The organism is Streptomyces sp. PA03-5A (genome assembly GCF_033792725.1).
Classification (GTDB): domain Bacteria; phylum Actinomycetota; class Actinomycetes; order Streptomycetales; family Streptomycetaceae; genus Actinacidiphila.
Genome location: NZ_JARAVL010000005.1, coordinates 193,592 through 209,348 on the forward strand (window position 1 = coordinate 193,592; position 15,757 = coordinate 209,348).

Below are 15,757 nucleotides of genomic sequence, written 5' to 3' on the forward strand. Positions count from 1 at the left end.
ACCTTTCGGAGGCCCTTTGCACCCCGATCAATCCCCGCGGTGGACCCCGCCGCCCAAGGACCCCGCCCGACCGACCGACGTGCGCCGCGTCCTGCGGCTCTTCCGTCCCTACCGTGCCCGCCTGACCGTCGTCGGGCTCCTCGTCGGTGCCGCCTCACTCGTCTCGGTCGCCTCGCCCTTCATGCTGCGCGAGATCCTCGACACCGCGATCCCGCAGGGCCGCACCGGGTTGCTGAGCCTGCTCGCCCTCGGCATGATCGCCACCGCCGTCCTCAACAGCGTCTTCGGCGTCCTGCAGACCCTGATCTCCACCACGGTCGGCCAGCGCGTCATGCACGACCTGCGCACCGCCGTCTACGAGCAACTGCAGCGCATGTCGCTCGCCTTCTTCACCCGGACCCGCACCGGAGAGGTGCAGTCCCGCATCGCCAACGACATCGGCGGCATGCAGGCCACCGTCACCTCCACCGCGACCTCGCTCGTGTCCAACCTCACCAGTGTCGTGGCCACCGTCGTCGCGATGATCGCCCTGGACTGGCGCCTGACCATCGCCTCCCTGCTGCTGCTCCCGGTCTTCGTGTGGATCAGCCGCCGGGTCGGCACCGAGCGCAAGAAGATCACCACCCAGCGCCAGAAGCAGATGGCCGCGATGTCCGCCATCGTCACCGAGTCGCTGTCCGTCAGCGGCATCCTCCTCGGCCGCACCATGGGACGCGCCGACTCCCTGACCCGCTCCTTCGCCGAGGAGTCGGACCGGCTGGTCGACCTCGAGGTGCGCTCCAACATGGCCGGCCGCTGGCGGATGTCCACCATCGGCGTCGTCATGGCCGCCATGCCCGCGCTCATCTACTGGATCGCCGGCATCGCCGTCAACGGAGCGGGCGGGGCGGTGTCGATCGGCACGCTCGTCGCCTTCGTCTCGCTCCAGCAGGGCCTGTTCCGGCCCACCGTCAGCCTGCTGTCGACCGGTGTCCAGGTGCAGACCTCGCTCGCGCTCTTCCAGCGCATCTTCGAGTACCTCGACCTGCCCGTCGACATCACCGAGAAGGACGACCCCGTACGCCTCCCGCGGGTCGGCGGCGACATCCGCTTCGAGGGCGTCGGCTTCTCCTACGACCCGGCCACGCCCGGGCGCACCCTCGACGGCATCGACCTGACGGTCCCGGCCGGCGGCAGCCTCGCCGTCGTCGGCGCCACCGGCTCCGGCAAGAGCACCCTCAGCTACCTCGTGCCCCGGCTGTACGACGTCACCGAGGGCCGCGTCACGCTCGACGGCGTCGACGTCCGCGACCTCGCCTTCGACACGCTCGCCGCATCGGTCGGCGTCGTGTCGCAGGAGACGTACCTCTTCCACGCCTCGGTCGCCGAGAACCTGCGCTTCGCCAAGCCCGACGCCACCGACGAGGAGATCGTCGCCGCCGCCCGCGCCGCGCAGATCCACGACCACATCGCGGGGCTGCCCGACGGCTACGACACCGTCGTCGGCGAACGCGGCTACCGCTTCTCCGGCGGCGAGAAGCAGCGCCTGGCCATCGCGCGGACGATCCTGCGCGACCCGCCGGTCCTCATCCTCGACGAGGCCACCAGCGCGCTGGACACCCGTACCGAGCACGCCGTCCAGGACGCCATCGACGCCCTCTCGGCGGGCCGTACGACCCTCACCATCGCCCACCGGCTGTCCACCGTCCGCGACGCCGACCAGATCGTCGTCCTCGACCACGGCCGGATCGTGGAACGCGGCAGCCACGACGAACTGCTCGCCCTGGACGGCCGCTACGCCGCCCTGGTCCGCCGTGACGCCCAACTCGTCCATACGGCATGATCCTCGGCCATGGAACCCATCGCGGGGGCGGAACTCCCCGGCTACCGGCAGATCGAGGCGGACGCCTGGACCAATGACCACGGCGACCTCGTCAGCCTGCACTGGTTCGACGTGCCGCCGGACATCCCCGCGCCCCTGGAGGACCTGCCGCGCCTGCGCCACGCCCTGGCCCACTACACGGCCGGGGCGGGCGGCGGCCTCATCGAGGCCGACGTCCTGCACCTGGGAACGGTCCCCACGTTGCGCCAGGTCATCAAGGTCCCCCTGCCGGACCGCCCCACCGGCCAGGCGTTCCTCGGCAGCTACACCTTGCCCCGGGCCTCCTGCAGCGCCGTCGTGAAGGTCCAGGCCCTGGAGCAGGGCACCACCGGCGTCCGGGAGGCGCAGGTGCTCATCGAACTCGGCCCCGAGCGCTACTTCATGCCGCACCCGTACGCCTCCGACCTGCGGCAGGGCCTGCCCTTCCACTGGGGCGACGCCCCCCACTACGACGCGCACTTCCCCGACCACCCGCTCACCCGGGTCCGGGACGCACTGGCCCAGCTCGCCGTCTCGCTCCAGGTGGCCCCGGAGTACGCGGCCCTGCCTCCCTTCGCGGGACCGGCCGCCACCACGCCGTAGACCCGGGTGAGCAAGCGCACATCCCGCCCGCGGCGATCGTCCGCCCGGTGCCCGGCACCGGCGCTAGGGTGAGCGGCGCCGCGCAGACCGCAGGAGGTAACCGATGGCCGCGTCCGACCGTTCCGCCGTGCTGCTGGCCAGGTTGCTCGCCACCACGGGCACCGCCCACTTCGTGGCGCCCCGGCCCTTCGACGCGGTCGTCCCGCGCGTCCTGCCCGGCGAGCCCCGCACCTGGACCTACGTCAGCGGCGCGGTGGAACTGGCGCTCGCCGCGGGCATCGCACTGCCCCGTACCCGCCGGGCGAGCGCCTTGCTGGCGGCGGGCTTCTTCACCGCCGTGCTGCCGGCCAACGTGAAGATGGCCCGGGACTGGCGCGACCGGCCAGCGCCCCTGCGGAACGCCGCCTACGCCCGGCTGCCGCTCCAGGCACCGCTGGTGCTGTGGGCCCTGAAGGTGAGCCGCGACAGCCGCCCCTGACCGGTCCACGGGGCGTTGTCGGTGCTCCGTTCTACCCTCGGACGGTGACCTCGCACAGGAGCCCGTCCGTCGCCGTCGTCGCCGACCCCCTGGGGACCGGCGGGCGGCTGCAGGCGCTGCGCGAGGACGGCACCGCGGACGGTCCCCCGCAGACCGTCGGCGACCTCGTGGCGGCCATCGCCGAGCGCGAGGCCCGGCAGGCGCCGCGCTGGGTGTGGGCCGCCACCGACGAGATCTACCCGCCGCTGCTGGAGCGGCTCCCGGCCCGTCCGGCCCGGTGCCACGACCTCAAGCTCGTCGAGGCCCTGCTGCTCGGTGCCGAGGAGCGCTGGGGCCTGCCCCGTTCGCTGGGCGCCGGCTGGGCCCGGCTGCACGGACTCCCCGTGCCGGACGACGCGCGCGAAGGCGGCTCCGACGACCAGCCGGTGCTCTTCGCTGCCGACCGCCATCATCTGCCGCCGGGCACCGACCCGCTGGAGGCGGTGGTCGCCGTGCACGCCGACCAGCAGCGCCGGATCGCCCTGTCCGAGCACCCCGACCGGCTGCGCCTGCTGGCCGCCGCCGAGTCCGCCGGCGCCCTGGCCGCCGCCGAGATGGCCCGGGACGGCCTGCCCTGGAGCGCCGCTGCCCACGACGCGGTGCTCACCGGGCTGCTCGGCCCCCGCCCGGCGGGCGGTGTCCGCCCCAAGGTGCTGTCCGAGCTCGCCGCCGGCATCCATGAGGCCCTGGGCCGCCCGGTGAACCCCGACTCGCCCGCCCAACTGCTGCCCGCCTTCGAGCGCGTGGGCGTGCGGATCACCTCGACCCGCTCGCATGTGCTGCGGGAGGTCGGGCATCCGGCCGCCGCGTTGCTGCTGCGCTACAAGGAGCTCTCCCGCATCCACAGCGCCCACGGCTGGGCCTGGCGAGAACAGTGGGCGCCCGCCGGGCGGTTCCACCCCGAGTACGTCGTCGGCGGTGTCGTCTCCGGCCGCTGGGCCACCCGCGGTGGCGGAGCGCTGCAGATCCCCCGGCAGATCCGCGCCGCCGTGGTCGCCGACCCCGGGCACCGGCTGGTCGTCGCCGACGCGGGCCAGCTGGAACCCCGCGTCCTGGCCGCCCTCTCCGGCGATCCCGGGCTGGCGGCGGCCGCCGCCGAGGGCGACCTGTACGCGGCCCTGGCGCGCACCGCGTTCGGGGGCGACCGCGCACGGGCCAAACTGGGCCTGCTGGGCGCGATGTACGGCCAGACCAGCGGCGAGGTGGGGCCGCTGCTCGAGGTCCTGCGCCGCCGCTTCCCGGACGGCATGCGCCTGGTGGAGTCCGCCGCCCGCACCGGCGAGGGCGGCGGTGTCGTCCGGTCCCACCTCGGGCGTACGTCACCGGCGCCGTCCGCCGACCGCCAGGAGCTCACCGACGCCCAGGCCCGCGCCTGGGGCCGCTTCACCCGCAACTTCGTCATCCAGGCCACGGCCGCCGAATGGGCGCTGGCCGTGCTGGCCTCCCTGCGCCGCCGCCTGGCCGCGTTCGACGGACGGCCGCACCTGGTGTTCTTCCTGCACGACGAGGTCATCGTGCACACCCCCCAGGAGCTGGCCCCCGCCGTGGAGGATGCCGTCGCGGAGTCCGCGGAGGAGGCCCGGCGCCTGCTCTTCGGCCCGACGCCGGTGCCCTTCCCGCTGCACACCCATGTCGTCGAGTGCTACGCGGACGCCAAATGAGCGGCGCGCGGTCAGTCCGTCACGAGCAGGACCTCCAGGGTGCGCGGCCCGTGCACGCCCTCCACCCGGTCCAGTTCGATGTCGCTGGTGGCAGAGGGTCCGGAGATCCACGTCAACGGCCGGACGGGATCCAGCCGTTCCAGCGCCTGCGGCACCGAGTCCACGACCTGCTCCGGGACGCGCACGACGACGACGTGGTGGTCCGGGACGAGCGTGATCCTGCGCCGCCCCTGGTCGGGCCCGGCGTCCAGCACGATGGTGCCGGTCTCCGCGATCGCCACCGCGCAACCGGTGACGACGCTGTCGACAGCGTCCAGTTCGCGCGCTGTCAGCGCCGCGGAATCGGCCACCCGTTCCACGTCCTGCACCGCCGAGAGCCACTGCTCCGGAAGGCCGGGCGGGACGACGACCCGGCGGGCGCCGTGCGCGGCCAGCAGGCCGGCGAGGCGGCCGGGCAGCTCCTCGGCGGTGGCGCGGTGGACGATGGCACGGTAGTCGGCGAGGTTCTCGGCCAGCAGATCGGCGGTCTGCGCGGCGTCCCGCCGTCCGTGGACGCGCAGATAGTCACGGTCCACCGCGCCGCGCGCCGGTGCCGTCCCGTGGGGCGCGTCGGCGAGGGCGCGGCGGATCCGCCCCAGGACCTGGTCACGGGTGCTCACTTGGTGCCCTCCCTGCTCTCGGTGCTGCCGCTGCCGCTGCCGGCGGCGCCCGGCCCCCGGGTGCGCCGCCACCAGTCGCGGAAGGACTCCGCCGGCACCGACGGGACGTCCCGGGTGTCGGTCCACGCCTTCCCGGGCCCCGGCAGCCGGCTCGGGTGGAACCTGCGGGTCCGCGACGCCAGCCGCTGACCGGCGCGCAGCGCGGCCGGGTGGTCCAGCGTCCAGCGCGCCGCGCGCATGGCCGCCCGCTCGGCCGCGTGGCCCTTGGCGGGCCTGAGCGTCACCTTGTTGCCCGCCCGGGTCACCTCGCCACCCTGCACGACGCGTTCCCGCAGGTGGACCAGGACCTCCGGGATGTCGATGGCGACCGGGCACACCTCGTAGCAGGCGCCGCAGAGGGACGAGGCGTACGGGAGCGAGGCGTCGATCGCGGTGTCCATGCCGCGGAGCTGCGGGGTGAGGATGGCGCCGATCGGCCCGGGGTAGGCGGACCCGTACGCATGCCCGCCGGCCCGCTCGTACACGGGGCAGACGTTGAGGCAGGCCGAGCAGCGGATGCAGCGCAGCGCCTGCCGGCCCACCTCGTCGGCGAGGGTGTCGGTGCGGCCGTTGTCGACCAGGACGAGGTGGAAGGTGCGCGGTCCGTCCTCGTCGGTGGTCCCGGTCCAGGTGCTCGTGTACGGGTTCATCCGCTCGGCCGTGGAGGAGCGGGGCAGGAGCTGCAGGAAGACCTCGAGGTCCCGCCAGCTCGGCAGCACCTTCTCGATGCCGACCACCGAGATCAGGGTCTCGGGGAGCGTCAGGCACATGCGGCCGTTGCCCTCGGACTCCACCACGACCAGGGTGCCGGTCTCGGCGATCATGAAGTTGGCGCCCGAGATGCCGACCTTGGCGCGCAGGAACTTCTCCCGCAGGTGGAGCCGTGCGGCCTCGGCCAGTTCGGCGGGGGAGTCGGAGAGCCCCTCGGGCGCCGGACGGCCCCAGCGGCCCATGGCCTCGTTGAAGATGTCCCGGATCTCGGAGCGGTTGCGGTGGATCGCGGGCACCAGGATGTGGCTCGGCCGGTCGTCGCCGAGCTGCACGATCAGCTCGGCCAGGTCCGTCTCGTAGGCGGAGATCCCGGCCTCGGCGAGCGCCTCGTTGAGACCGATCTCCTGGGTCGCCATGGACTTGACCTTGACGACCTCGGTCTCACCGGTGGCTCGTACCAGGTCCGTCACGATGCGGTTGGCCTCGTCCGCGTCGACGGCCCAGTGGACGGTGCCCCCCGCGGCGGTGACCGCCTCCTCCAACCGCACCAGGTAGTGGTCGAGATGGCGCAGCACGTCGTCCTTGATCTGCTTGCCCGCCGCCCGCAGTTGCTGCCAGTCGTCGAGTTCGGCGACGGCGCGGGCCCGCTTGTCCCGGATGGTGTGGGTGGCGTGCCGCAGGTTGCCGCGCAGGGTCGTATTGCGCACGGCCTCGCCGGCGGCGACGGGGAAGGCGGGCATGCCCAGGTAGGTGCCGCTCATCGGATGCCTCCGTAGGGCTGCTCCTCGGTCGACGCGAGGATCTCGGCGAGGTGGACCGGCCGGACCTCGGAGCCGAGCCGGGCGAGGGTACCGCCGATGTGCATCAGGCAGGAGTTGTCCACCGTGCACACGGCGCGCGCGCCGGTGGAGGTGATGTTGCGGGCCTTGTCCGCGCCCATCGCCGCGGAGACGGCCGCGTTCTTGACGGCGAAGGTGCCGCCGAATCCGCAGCATTCCTCGGCGCCCGGCAGCTCGACCAGCTCCAGCCCCTTCACATGGCTGAGCAGCTCCACCGGGCGGCGGCCCAGCCCCAGCATCCTCAGGCCATGACAGGTCGGATGATAGGTGACGGGATAGGGGAAGTAGGCTCCGACGTCCGTCACCTTGAGCACGTCGGTGAGGAACTCGGTCAGTTCGTAGGTGCGGGGCACGACGGACGCGGCGACGGCGGCGAGACCCTCCCCGCGCCCCTCCGCGCGGGCCCGGTCGCCGATGCGGGGGTAGTTGTCCCGCACCATCGCGGCGCAGGAACCGGACGGGGTGACGATGTAGTCGTACCCCTCGAAAGCCTTGGCGTACCGCGTGACCAGGGGCTCCGTCTCGTGCCGGTAGCCGGTGTTGAACTGCGGCTGGCCGCAGCAGGTCTGCGCGGCGGGGAAGTCCACGGTCACCCCCAGCCGCTCCAGCAGGGTCACGACGGCCTTCCCCGTCTCGGGGTACAGCGTGTCGTTCACGCAAGTGACGAACAGTGCTACGCGCATGCGGCCTCCTCACGGTCGGCACGGCCACCCGTGGGCTCATACTGCCGTATACGCCCCACACTATGGGGCAGAGATCGGATGTCTGCGCGCCGCAGAAGGTGCCATTGACGAGCCATGTCGGGGTGTCCTAACGTCCCTGCCATCGATTGAAACCTTTCATATCAGACCCGAGAGGCCAGGGCCGACCGTGCAGCGCGTCTGTTTCCTGTTGAAGGTCCGCAAGGACCGTCTCGCCGAGTACCGCGAGCGTCACGCCGCCGTCTGGCCCGAGATGCTGGACGCCCTCTCCGCCACCGGCTGGCACAACTACTCGCTCTTCCTGCGTGAGGACGGCCTGCTCGTCGGCTACCTCGAGACCGAGGACTTCGCCGCCGCACAGGAGGCGATGGCGGCGACCGACGTCAACGCCCGCTGGCAGGCGGAGATGGCGGACTTCTTCGAGGCGCTGGACGGGGCCCGGCCCGACGAGGCCATGCGGCCGCTCACGGAGGTCTTCCACCTGGCATGACGCCGCAGCAGTAGCCCGCGCGACGATCCGCCCCGCCCCGGAGGCCACCACTGCCGTTCCGCCGCTGCCGTTCGGTCGGCCGGACAGAGTGGGCGCCGACGCCGTCACGAATGCGTAGCATGAACCCGCGGCCTGCGGCGGGCCGGCGGCAGGAGGTAGGGCGGAGCTCGTGACACGCATGGTGGGGATCAAGGACGTCGCCCGGCAGGCGGGCGTTTCGGTCGGCACGGTGTCGAACGTGATCAACCGGCCCGGCATGGTCTCCGAGGACACGCGTGCCCGCGTGCTGTCGGTCATCGAGCAACTGGGCTACGTGCGCAGTGAGTCCGCCCGGCAGCTGAGGGCGGGCCGCAGCAGGATCATCGCGCTGCTCGTGCTCGACATGGCCAACCCCTTCTTCGTGGACGTCGCCTCCGGCGCCGAGCGGGCCGCCCGTGAGACCGGGCTCGGAGTGATGCTCTGCAACAGCGGCGAGAGCCCTTCGGAGGAGGCCGACTACCTCGGGCTCTTCGCCGAGCAGCGGGTGCGCGGTGTCCTGGTGACGCCCGCGGACACCAGCGGCCGGAACATCGCCTCCTTCCGGCGCCACGGCATCCCCTTCGTCTTCGTGGACCGCGTCGTGCCGAGCGCCGAGGCCTGCTCGGTGTCCGTGGACGACATCGAGGGCGGCCGCCTCGCGGTCGACCACCTCATCGAACGCGGCCACGAACGCATCGTGTACGTCAGCGGTCCGATGCACCTCGCCCAGTGCCAGGACCGGCGCACCGGCGCCCTGGACGCGCTCGCCGCCGCCGGGCTCCCCGCCGGGTCCCTGGCGCACATCGAGGCGGAGCGTCTGGACGTCCCCTCCGGACGCGACGCCGGCGCCCGGCTCCTGGGGATGGCCAACCGCCCGACCGCCGTCTTCTGTGCCAACGACCTGCTCGCGCTGGGCGTGCTGCAGGCGCTGTACGCGGCGGGCATCGCGGTGCCCGAGGAGATCGCGCTGGTCGGTTACGACGACATCGAGTTCGCGGCGGCGGCCGCGGTGCCGCTGACGTCCGTGCGGCAGCCCGCCTACCGGATGGGCCGCGCGGCCGCCGATCTGCTCATCGAGGAGACCGGGGACGCGGCCGAGGAGCACGAGCACCGGCGCATCGTCTTCCAGCCCGAACTCGTCGTCCGGGGCTCCACCCTCGGCAAGAGCGGCCGCGCCGCCCGCTGAGCCCTCCGGGGGTGCCGGGCCCCGACGGCTTCGGTGGTCTTCGGCCGGCCGTCAGCCGGCCGCGGCCACCGGTTCCGGCGTCCGGGCCGCGTCCGGGGCGCGGTCCCGTCCCCGCAGGTAGGCGCGGATCTCGCGGGCCGCGCTGCGGCCGGCCCGGTTGGCGCCGATCGTGCTCGCGGAGGGGCCGTAGCCGATGAGGTGGACGCGTGGGTCGGCCGCGACCTGGGTGAGCCCCTCCAGGCGGATGCCGCCGCCGGGCTCGCGCAGGCGCAGCGGGGCCAGGTGGTCGAGGGCGGCACGGAAGCCGGTGGCCCACAGGATGACGTCGGCGGTGACGTGGCGGCCGTCCGCCCAGGTCACGCCGTCCGGGGTGATCCGCTCGAACATGGGAAGGCGTTCGAGGATGCCGCGCTCGCGGGCGCGCTCCATCGCCTCGGTCATGGGCAGCCCCGTCACGCTGACGACGCTCTGGGGCGGAAGGCCGTGCTTGACGCGTTCCTCGACCAGCGCGACCGCGGCCCGCCCCTGATCCTCCCCGAAGGGGCCGGTGCGGTAGGCGGGCGGCCGCCGGGTCACCCAGGTCGTCGCGGCCGCGCCACCCGGCTCGTGGAGCTCCATGAGCAGCTGTACGGCCGAGGTGCCGCCGCCGACCACGATCACGTGCTTCCCGGCGAACTCCTCGCGCCCGCGGTACCCCGCCGTGTGCAGCTGGCGGCCGCGGAAGGCCTCCTGGCCCGGGTAGCGGGGGACGAAGGGCCGGTCCCAGGTCCCGGTGGCGTTGACCAGCGCGCGGGCAGCCCACGTGCCGGCGTCGGACTCGACCAGCAGGCGCCCGTCCGGGCCCTCGCGGACCGTGGAGACGTCGACCGGGCGGTGCACCCGCAGGTCGAAGGTGCGCTCGTAGCGGTCGAAGTACTCGGCGACGACCTCGGCGGACGGCCGGTCGGGGTCGGCGCCCTCCAGCTCCATGCCGGGCAGCGAGTGCACCCCGTGCGCCCTGCCGTACGTCAGCGTCGGCCAGCGGAACTGCCAGGCGCCGCCGGGGCCGGGGGAGTGGTCGAGGACGACGAAGTCCTCGTTCGGCCGCATCCCGTTCCGTCGCAGGAAGTACGCGCCCGAGAGCCCGGCCTGCCCGGCCCCGATGACGGCGACGTCCACATCCACATGGTTCACGTTTCCACCAACTACGGGCGTTCGTGGAAGCTTCCCGCGGACACCTCGCGCCGCAGCCGGGCCACCCGCGCGGCGGCCTCCTCCAGGCGGGACAGCGGCAGGTCGCCGTCGGCGACCGCGCGGGTGGCCGCGGTCCGGATGGCCTCCAGGACGCCCGCCCCGCAACGGGGCCCGAGCTGCAGCAGGTCCACGCCCGAGAGCCAGGCCAGGACGGCCGCGCCCGGTACGCCCCAGCCCTCCACGACCTCGTCGGTGTCCAGCGGTTCGCTGATCACGACCGCGCCGTCGCCGAACTCGTCCCGCAGCAGTTCGGTGACCGCGGGCCCGCTGAGCGCGGCCGGGACGTCGACGGTGACCGCCCCGGCCCGCTCCAGGCCGCGCCGGAGCCATTCCGGCGGTCTGCGGGTCCGGCCGACGGGCAGCAGGCAGACGTCGACCAGCGCGGCGACGCGGTGCGGTGCGTACACGTGGGGGTCCCCCTCTGGCGCTCGGGCGGGCGCTGCCGACCCTATCCCGAGGGACGGCAAGTGGTCCAGACCAATCGGAGGGCGGCCGCCCGGATCAGGACAGCCGCCCCCCGTCGCACGGGGACCGTCAGCGCCCTCCGGAGAGCAGCAGCGGCGCCCCACCCGGCGCGGACGCGGGCCGGCCGTTCGCCGCCCGCACTCCCGGGAGGGGTGCGGTGGGTGCCCTCTCGAGCAGCCCCCGTGCGGCCAGTTCGGGCATGACGCCCTCGCCGAACCAGTACGCCTCCTCCAGGTGCGGGTAGCCCGACAGCACGAAGTGGTCGATCCCCAGGGCGTGGTACTCCTCGATCCGGTCGGCGACCTCCGCGTGGCTGCCGACCAGCGCCGTCCCGGCCCCGCCGCGCACCAGGCCCACCCCGGCCCACAGGTTCGGCGAGATCTCGAGCCCGTCGCGCGAGCCGCCGTGCAGCGCCAGCATCCGCTGCTGGCCCACCGACTCGCTGCGCCCCAGCGCCTCCTGCGCGGCGGCGACCGTGTCCTCGTCGAGGTCGTCCAGCAGCCGCTCCGCCGTGGCCCACGCCTCCCTGGCTGAGTCGCGGGAGATTACGTGCAGGCGGATGCCGAAGCGCACCGTGCGCCCCTCCGCCTCGGCCAGAGCGCGGATCCAGTCGGTCTTCGCCTTCACCTGCTCCGGCGGCTCGCCCCAGGTCAGGTAGACGTCCGCGTGCCGGGCGGCGACGGGCCCGGCCGCCGGTGAGGAGCCGCCGAAGAAGACCTGCGGCACCGGGTCCGGCGGCAGCGCGGTCAGTCCGCCCTCCACCCGGTAGTGCTCTCCGTCGAAGTCGAAGGGCCGGCCGCCCCACACCCCGCGCACCACCGACAGGAACTCGTCGGTGCGCGCGTAGCGGGCGTCGTGGTCCAGGTGGTCGCCGAAGCGCCGCTGTTCGGTGGAGTCCCCGCCGGTGACGACGTTGAGCAGCAGCCGGCCCCGGGTGATCCGCTGGTAGGTCGCCGCCATCTGCGCCGCCAGAACCGGTGAGACGACCCCCGGCCGGAAGGCGACCAGGAACTTCAGCCGTTCGGTGTGCTGCGACAGCGCGACGGTGGTCAGCCAGGCGTCCTCGCACCAGGTGCCGGTGGGCGTCAGCACGGCCTCGAAGCCGAGCTGGTCGGCCGCCCGCGCGATCTGCGCCAGGTAGTCGATGTCGGGCGCCCGCACCCCGGAGACCGGGGTGACGCGGGAGCGCTTGACGCCGCCGTCGGTGTAGGCGTGCCGGTCCACCAGGGTGCGGCCGTCGCCTCCGGTGGGCAGGAACCAGTGCAGGTGCACGGACATGTGCGGCCCTCTCAGTAGGTGCGTGCGGCGGTGGTCGAGGCGGGCAGGTCGCCGTTGAAGCGGCGGTCGACGAAGTCGGAGAAGTCGACGTGCCGCGGGATGAGCCTGAGCTTCGCGAAGGTGTCGGCGATCTCCTGCTCTGAGGCGACGGCCGCGTCGTCGACCGCCACCGAGACCCGGGTGCCGTTGCTGCGCTTCACCGAGTCCAGGGCCACCTCGTACGGCAGCCCGGTCTCCTTGGCCCACACCTTGGCCCACTCCTCGGGGTGCTCGTAGACCCAGTCCTGGGCGCGCCGCAGACGCTCCAGGTAGTCGCCGATGGCGGCGGACTTCGCCTTGTCCGCGAGCGCGCCGGGTGCGGCGACCTGGAAGGCGAGGCCGTTGACGCGCCCCGTACCGGTGGTCAGCACCCGCGCGCCGTTGGCGCGCAGCACCTGGGAGGTGTACGGGTCCCAGATCGCCCAGGCGTCGACCTTGCCGCCGCTGAAGGCGGCCAGGGCGTCGGCGGGCTGCAGATAGCTGACGTCGACGTCGTCGAGCGCCAGCCCGGCGGCCTGCAGCGAGGCGATCAGCTGGTAGTGCGCGGAACTGCCCTGGGCGACGGCGATGCGCTTGCCCTTGAGGTCGGCGGGCCGCTTCAGCGCCGAGCCCTTCGGGACGACGATGGCCTCGCCCTCGGAGGAGCCGTGCGAGGCCGCCACCACCGTGATCCTCGACCCGGAGCCCGCGGCGAAGACCGGCGGGGTGTTGCCCACCCCGCCGATGTCCACCGCCTTGGCGTTGACGGCCTCCAGCAGTGGTGGCCCGGAGGTGAAGGTCGACCACTTGATGCGGTACGTGAGGTGGTCGAGCTCGCCCGCCGCGCGCAGGACGGCTTCGGAACCGCCCTTCTGGTCGCCGACGTTCAAGGTGACCGAGCCCTTGCCGTCGGTGCCGTCACCGGCGCCGCCCACGGTGCTGTCGGCGGAAGAGACGCCGCAGGCGGAGAGCAGGAGGGTGAGCGGGAGCAGCAGGGCGGGGGCGATGCGCCGGGTTGTCTTCATGGTGGGTCCGTCGTCCTTCTCGTGAGGGTGGGTCAGGCGGCTTCGGCGGCCGTCGGAGCGTCGACGCCGAGTTCGGCCAGCAGAAGGGAGCGCAGGGCGGTGAAACCGGGGTCGCCGACGTCGCGCGGACGGGGCAGCGCGACCGGGGTGTCGTGGGCGATGACCCCGTCCCGCATGACCAGGGCCCGGTCGGCGAGGAGGAGGGCCTCGTCCACGTCGTGCGTGACGAGCAGCACCGCGCAGCCTCGGCGCTGCCACAGCTGGGCGACGAGGCGCTGCGCCTTGATGCGGGTCAGCGCGTCCAGCGCGCCGAACGGCTCGTCGAGCAGCAGCAGATCGGGTTCGCGCACCAGCGCCCGGGCGAGCGAGGCACGCTGGGCCTCACCGCCCGACAGCGTCTTGGGCCAGGCGCCGGACCGCTGCCGCAGCCCGACTTCCTCCAGCGCGGCCTCTGCCAGCGCCCGTTCGGGCCGTCCCGGCAGGCCGAGCAGGACGTTGCGCCACACCCGCTTCCACGGCATCAGGCGCGGCGCCTGGAAGGCGACGGCACGCCTGTCCGGCACCAGCACGGTGCCCTCGATCTCCCGGTCGAGCCCGGCCAGGACGCGCAGCAGTGTGCTCTTGCCGCAGCCGCTGCGGCCGAGCAGGGCGGTGAACTCGCCGGGCCGCAGGGTGAGGTCGAGGCCGTCGATGACGGGCCGGCCGCCGAAGGAGCGGGTCAGCCCCGCCACGCGCACGGCCGCGGCGGCGTCGGCTCCGCCGGCGTCGTTGCTCACTGGCCGGTGAAGGTCGGTCGCCATTGCAGCAGCAGCCTTTCGAGGGAGCGGACGACGATGTCGGCGGTGAGGCCGAGGAAGGCGTAGACGACGAGGCAGACCACGATCACGTCGGTCCGCAGGAAGTCCCGCGCCTGCGTCATCAGGAAACCGATGCCGTCGGAGGCGTTGATCTGCTCCCCGAAGACCAGCGCGAGCCACGCGGTCGCGAGCGAGTAGCGCAGCCCCGTCATCGCGCCGGGCAGCGCGCCCGGCAGCACGACGTGCCGGACCAGCCCCCAGCGCGACAGGCCGAGCGAGGTGCCCGCCTCGATCAGTTGCTCGTCGACGCCGCGGATCCCCGCGTAGACGTTGAGGTAGAGGTGAAAGGCGACGCCGAGCGCGATGAGGGTGACCTTCGGTGCCTCGCCGATGCCGAGCCAGATGATGAACAGCGGGATCAGGCCGACGAACGGCACCGCGCGCAGCATCTGCACGCTGGCGTCGACCAGGTCCTCGCCCAAGCGGGACAGCCCTGACAGCAGGGCCAGGGCGATGCCGGCCGCACCGCCGAGGAGCAGCCCGATCACCACGCGCTGCAGCGACACCGCCATGGCGGAGGTCAGCTGACCGTTCGTCACGAGGTCGGCCGCCGTGCCGGCGATGGTGCCCGGCGAGGCCAGGACGTCCGGCCGCAGCACCCCGGTCGTGCTGAGCGACTGCCACACCGCGAGCAGGAGCAGCGGCCCCGTGGTCCGCCGCAGCCAGCGGGGCAGTGAGCGGCGGCGGGCGGAGACGGGTACCACGGGGCGCAGTTCGGGAACGGTCGTGGAAGGGACGACGGAAGGGGCGGCGTCAGGTGGGACGTCGGCTGACATGGCGGAAATGTCCGGTGGCGCTTTGCTGATGCTCATGGGAAGGCTCCACGTCGGGGAGGCGGTGAGCGGGCGCGCACGCCCCCGCGTCCGCGAAACCGGTCAGGCGCAGGCGCTGGCGCTACGACTCGTCACGGGAACGCGGACGGGGCGGTGCGGGGAGGGCCCGAAAAGGCGCACGGAAACGGCGTGCGGGAAAGGCACACCAAGAGGTGGGGAAGCGTCAGCAGCCGCGGCGACAGGCGGCGGAGGCCACCCGCAACAGGTCGATGTGACCGCGCGTGGTGAGCAGAACGGGACGCGACATGTCTACGACCGTAGCCATGCCGTCCACATGGCGTCAACGGCGTCTCGACCCTCGGAACGCCCGCGCCACCCCCGCCACGCGGCGGGCTCCCGGGTGGGCCACCATGGTCACATGGCCGACGCTTTCTCCACCCGCACCCTCGACGTCACCACCGGCAGCCGGGAGACGGTCCACGACCTGACCGGCGCCTGCGCCGACTTCCTCGACGACGTCGCCCACGGACGCGACGGGCTGCTCAACGTGTTCGTCCCGCACGCCACCGCCGGGATCGCCGTCATCGAGACCGGCGCGGGCAGCGACGACGACCTGCTGGCCGCGCTCCACGACCTGCTCCCCGCCGACGACCGCTGGCGCCACCGCCACGGCAGCCCCGGCCACGGCCGCGACCACGTGCTGCCCGCCATCGTCCCGCCGCACGCCACGCTCCCGGTGATCGGCGGCCGGCTGGAGCTCGGCACCTGGCAGTCCGTCGTCCTGGTCGACACCAACCGCGACAACCCACGGCGCCAGGTCCGGCTGAGCTTCCTGGCGTGAGCC

The 15,757-nt window shown here is 73.5% G+C and carries 17 protein-coding genes; 7 read left to right on the forward strand and 10 right to left on the reverse strand.

Going from position 1 to position 15,757, the window contains the following annotated elements; translation table 11 throughout:
• Positions 1 to 79 precede the first annotated feature (79 nt).
• The 4 genes from PV410_RS08170 to PV410_RS08185 all read left to right on the forward strand — a co-directional run bounded on the left by PV410_RS08170 (position 80) and on the right by PV410_RS08185 (position 4,621).
• On the forward strand, positions 80 to 1,822 hold the full coding sequence (locus PV410_RS08170; protein WP_500323412.1) for an ABC transporter ATP-binding protein: 1,743 nt from the start codon (positions 80 to 82) through the stop codon (positions 1,820 to 1,822).
• Between the two features lie 9 nt (positions 1,823 to 1,831).
• The gene (locus PV410_RS08175) at positions 1,832 to 2,443 is read left to right on the forward strand and encodes a hypothetical protein (RefSeq protein WP_500323266.1); all 612 of its coding nucleotides are present in this window, start codon (positions 1,832 to 1,834) and stop codon (positions 2,441 to 2,443) included.
• Positions 2,444 to 2,546: 103 nt separating this feature from the next.
• Positions 2,547 to 2,921, forward strand: coding sequence for a DoxX family protein (locus tag PV410_RS08180; protein WP_500323267.1), 375 nt, complete (start codon positions 2,547 to 2,549; stop codon positions 2,919 to 2,921).
• 44 nt (positions 2,922 to 2,965) lie between these two features.
• Positions 2,966 to 4,621 carry a bifunctional 3'-5' exonuclease/DNA polymerase gene (locus PV410_RS08185; RefSeq protein WP_500323269.1) on the forward strand — a complete coding sequence of 552 codons (1,656 nt, stop codon included), beginning with the start codon at positions 2,966 to 2,968 and terminating at the stop codon, positions 4,619 to 4,621.
• Between the two features lie 11 nt (positions 4,622 to 4,632).
• On the opposite strand, the gene PV410_RS08190 is transcribed toward PV410_RS08185, so the two are convergent.
• Genes PV410_RS08190 through PV410_RS08200 form a run of 3 tightly spaced genes read right to left on the reverse strand, consistent with a single transcriptional unit; the run spans position 4,633 to position 7,552 of the window.
• Positions 4,633 to 5,280 (reverse strand): LutC/YkgG family protein, encoded by a 648-nt coding sequence (locus PV410_RS08190; protein WP_500323270.1) that lies wholly within the window; start codon positions 5,278 to 5,280, stop codon positions 4,633 to 4,635.
• Positions 5,277 to 6,791, reverse strand: coding sequence for a LutB/LldF family L-lactate oxidation iron-sulfur protein (locus PV410_RS08195; protein ID WP_500323272.1), 1,515 nt, complete (start codon positions 6,789 to 6,791; stop codon positions 5,277 to 5,279). The genes PV410_RS08190 and PV410_RS08195 overlap by 4 nt, the downstream gene beginning before the upstream one ends.
• Positions 6,788 to 7,552: a (Fe-S)-binding protein gene (locus tag PV410_RS08200; protein ID WP_500323273.1), complete on the reverse strand. Its 765-nt coding sequence runs from the start codon at positions 7,550 to 7,552 to the stop codon at positions 6,788 to 6,790. The genes PV410_RS08195 and PV410_RS08200 overlap by 4 nt, the downstream gene beginning before the upstream one ends.
• A 187-nt stretch (positions 7,553 to 7,739) precedes the next feature.
• Here PV410_RS08200 and PV410_RS08205 point away from each other — a divergent pair, with 187 nt between their 5' ends.
• Both PV410_RS08205 and PV410_RS08210 read left to right on the forward strand, forming a co-directional pair.
• Positions 7,740 to 8,060 carry an L-rhamnose mutarotase gene (locus PV410_RS08205; RefSeq protein ID WP_386992943.1) on the forward strand — a complete coding sequence of 107 codons (321 nt, stop codon included), beginning with the start codon at positions 7,740 to 7,742 and terminating at the stop codon, positions 8,058 to 8,060.
• Positions 8,061 to 8,238: 178 nt separating this feature from the next.
• Positions 8,239 to 9,264 carry a LacI family DNA-binding transcriptional regulator gene (locus PV410_RS08210; protein ID WP_500323413.1) on the forward strand — a complete coding sequence of 342 codons (1,026 nt, stop codon included), beginning with the start codon at positions 8,239 to 8,241 and terminating at the stop codon, positions 9,262 to 9,264.
• 51 nt (positions 9,265 to 9,315) lie between these two features.
• Here the strand turns inward: PV410_RS08210 and PV410_RS08215 are convergent, their stop codons facing one another.
• The 7 genes from PV410_RS08215 to PV410_RS08245 all read right to left on the reverse strand — a co-directional run bounded on the left by PV410_RS08215 (position 9,316) and on the right by PV410_RS08245 (position 15,238).
• Entirely contained in the window at positions 9,316 to 10,437 is a 1,122-nt protein-coding gene (locus PV410_RS08215) for an NAD(P)-binding domain-containing protein (RefSeq protein WP_500323274.1), read from the reverse strand.
• 11 nt (positions 10,438 to 10,448) lie between these two features.
• On the reverse strand, positions 10,449 to 10,904 hold the full coding sequence (locus PV410_RS08220; RefSeq protein ID WP_499515480.1) for a hypothetical protein: 456 nt from the start codon (positions 10,902 to 10,904) through the stop codon (positions 10,449 to 10,451).
• A gap of 127 nt (positions 10,905 to 11,031) precedes the next feature.
• Entirely contained in the window at positions 11,032 to 12,240 is a 1,209-nt protein-coding gene (locus PV410_RS08225) for an LLM class flavin-dependent oxidoreductase (protein WP_500323275.1), read from the reverse strand.
• Between the two features lie 11 nt (positions 12,241 to 12,251).
• Positions 12,252 to 13,283, reverse strand: coding sequence for an ABC transporter substrate-binding protein (locus PV410_RS08230; protein WP_500323276.1), 1,032 nt, complete (start codon positions 13,281 to 13,283; stop codon positions 12,252 to 12,254).
• Between the two features lie 32 nt (positions 13,284 to 13,315).
• Entirely contained in the window at positions 13,316 to 14,083 is a 768-nt protein-coding gene (locus tag PV410_RS08235) for an ABC transporter ATP-binding protein (RefSeq protein ID WP_500323277.1), read from the reverse strand.
• Entirely contained in the window at positions 14,056 to 14,952 is an 897-nt protein-coding gene (locus tag PV410_RS08240; protein ID WP_500323278.1) for an ABC transporter permease, read from the reverse strand. Before PV410_RS08240 ends, PV410_RS08235 begins: the two co-directional genes overlap by 28 nt.
• A gap of 184 nt (positions 14,953 to 15,136) precedes the next feature.
• Positions 15,137 to 15,238: a putative leader peptide gene (locus tag PV410_RS08245; RefSeq protein ID WP_500323280.1), complete on the reverse strand. Its 102-nt coding sequence runs from the start codon at positions 15,236 to 15,238 to the stop codon at positions 15,137 to 15,139.
• Between the two features lie 93 nt (positions 15,239 to 15,331).
• On the opposite strand from PV410_RS08245, the gene PV410_RS08250 reads away from it, so the two are divergent.
• On the forward strand, positions 15,332 to 15,754 hold the full coding sequence (locus tag PV410_RS08250) for a secondary thiamine-phosphate synthase enzyme YjbQ (RefSeq protein WP_500323282.1): 423 nt from the start codon (positions 15,332 to 15,334) through the stop codon (positions 15,752 to 15,754).
• Positions 15,755 to 15,757 lie beyond the last annotated feature (3 nt).

Coding starts and splice junctions, on each gene's coding strand:
- PV410_RS08175 (WP_500323266.1), top strand. CDS start 1,832: ATGGAACCCATCGCGGGGGCGGAACTCCCCGGCTACCGGCAGATCGAG.
- PV410_RS08180 (WP_500323267.1), top strand. CDS start 2,547: ATGGCCGCGTCCGACCGTTCCGCCGTGCTGCTGGCCAGGTTGCTCGCC.
- PV410_RS08195 (WP_500323272.1), bottom strand. CDS start 6,791: ATGAGCGGCACCTACCTGGGCATGCCCGCCTTCCCCGTCGCCGCCGGC.
- PV410_RS08200 (WP_500323273.1), bottom strand. CDS start 7,552: ATGCGCGTAGCACTGTTCGTCACTTGCGTGAACGACACGCTGTACCCC.
- PV410_RS08210 (WP_500323413.1), top strand. CDS start 8,239: ATGGTGGGGATCAAGGACGTCGCCCGGCAGGCGGGCGTTTCGGTCGGC.
- PV410_RS08225 (WP_500323275.1), bottom strand. CDS start 12,240: ATGTCCGTGCACCTGCACTGGTTCCTGCCCACCGGAGGCGACGGCCGC.
- PV410_RS08230 (WP_500323276.1), bottom strand. CDS start 13,283: ATGAAGACAACCCGGCGCATCGCCCCCGCCCTGCTGCTCCCGCTCACC.
- PV410_RS08235 (WP_500323277.1), bottom strand. CDS start 14,083: ATGGCGACCGACCTTCACCGGCCAGTGAGCAACGACGCCGGCGGAGCC.
- PV410_RS08240 (WP_500323278.1), bottom strand. CDS start 14,952: ATGAGCATCAGCAAAGCGCCACCGGACATTTCCGCCATGTCAGCCGAC.
- PV410_RS08245 (WP_500323280.1), bottom strand. CDS start 15,238: ATGGCTACGGTCGTAGACATGTCGCGTCCCGTTCTGCTCACCACGCGC.
- PV410_RS08250 (WP_500323282.1), top strand. CDS start 15,332: ATGGCCGACGCTTTCTCCACCCGCACCCTCGACGTCACCACCGGCAGC.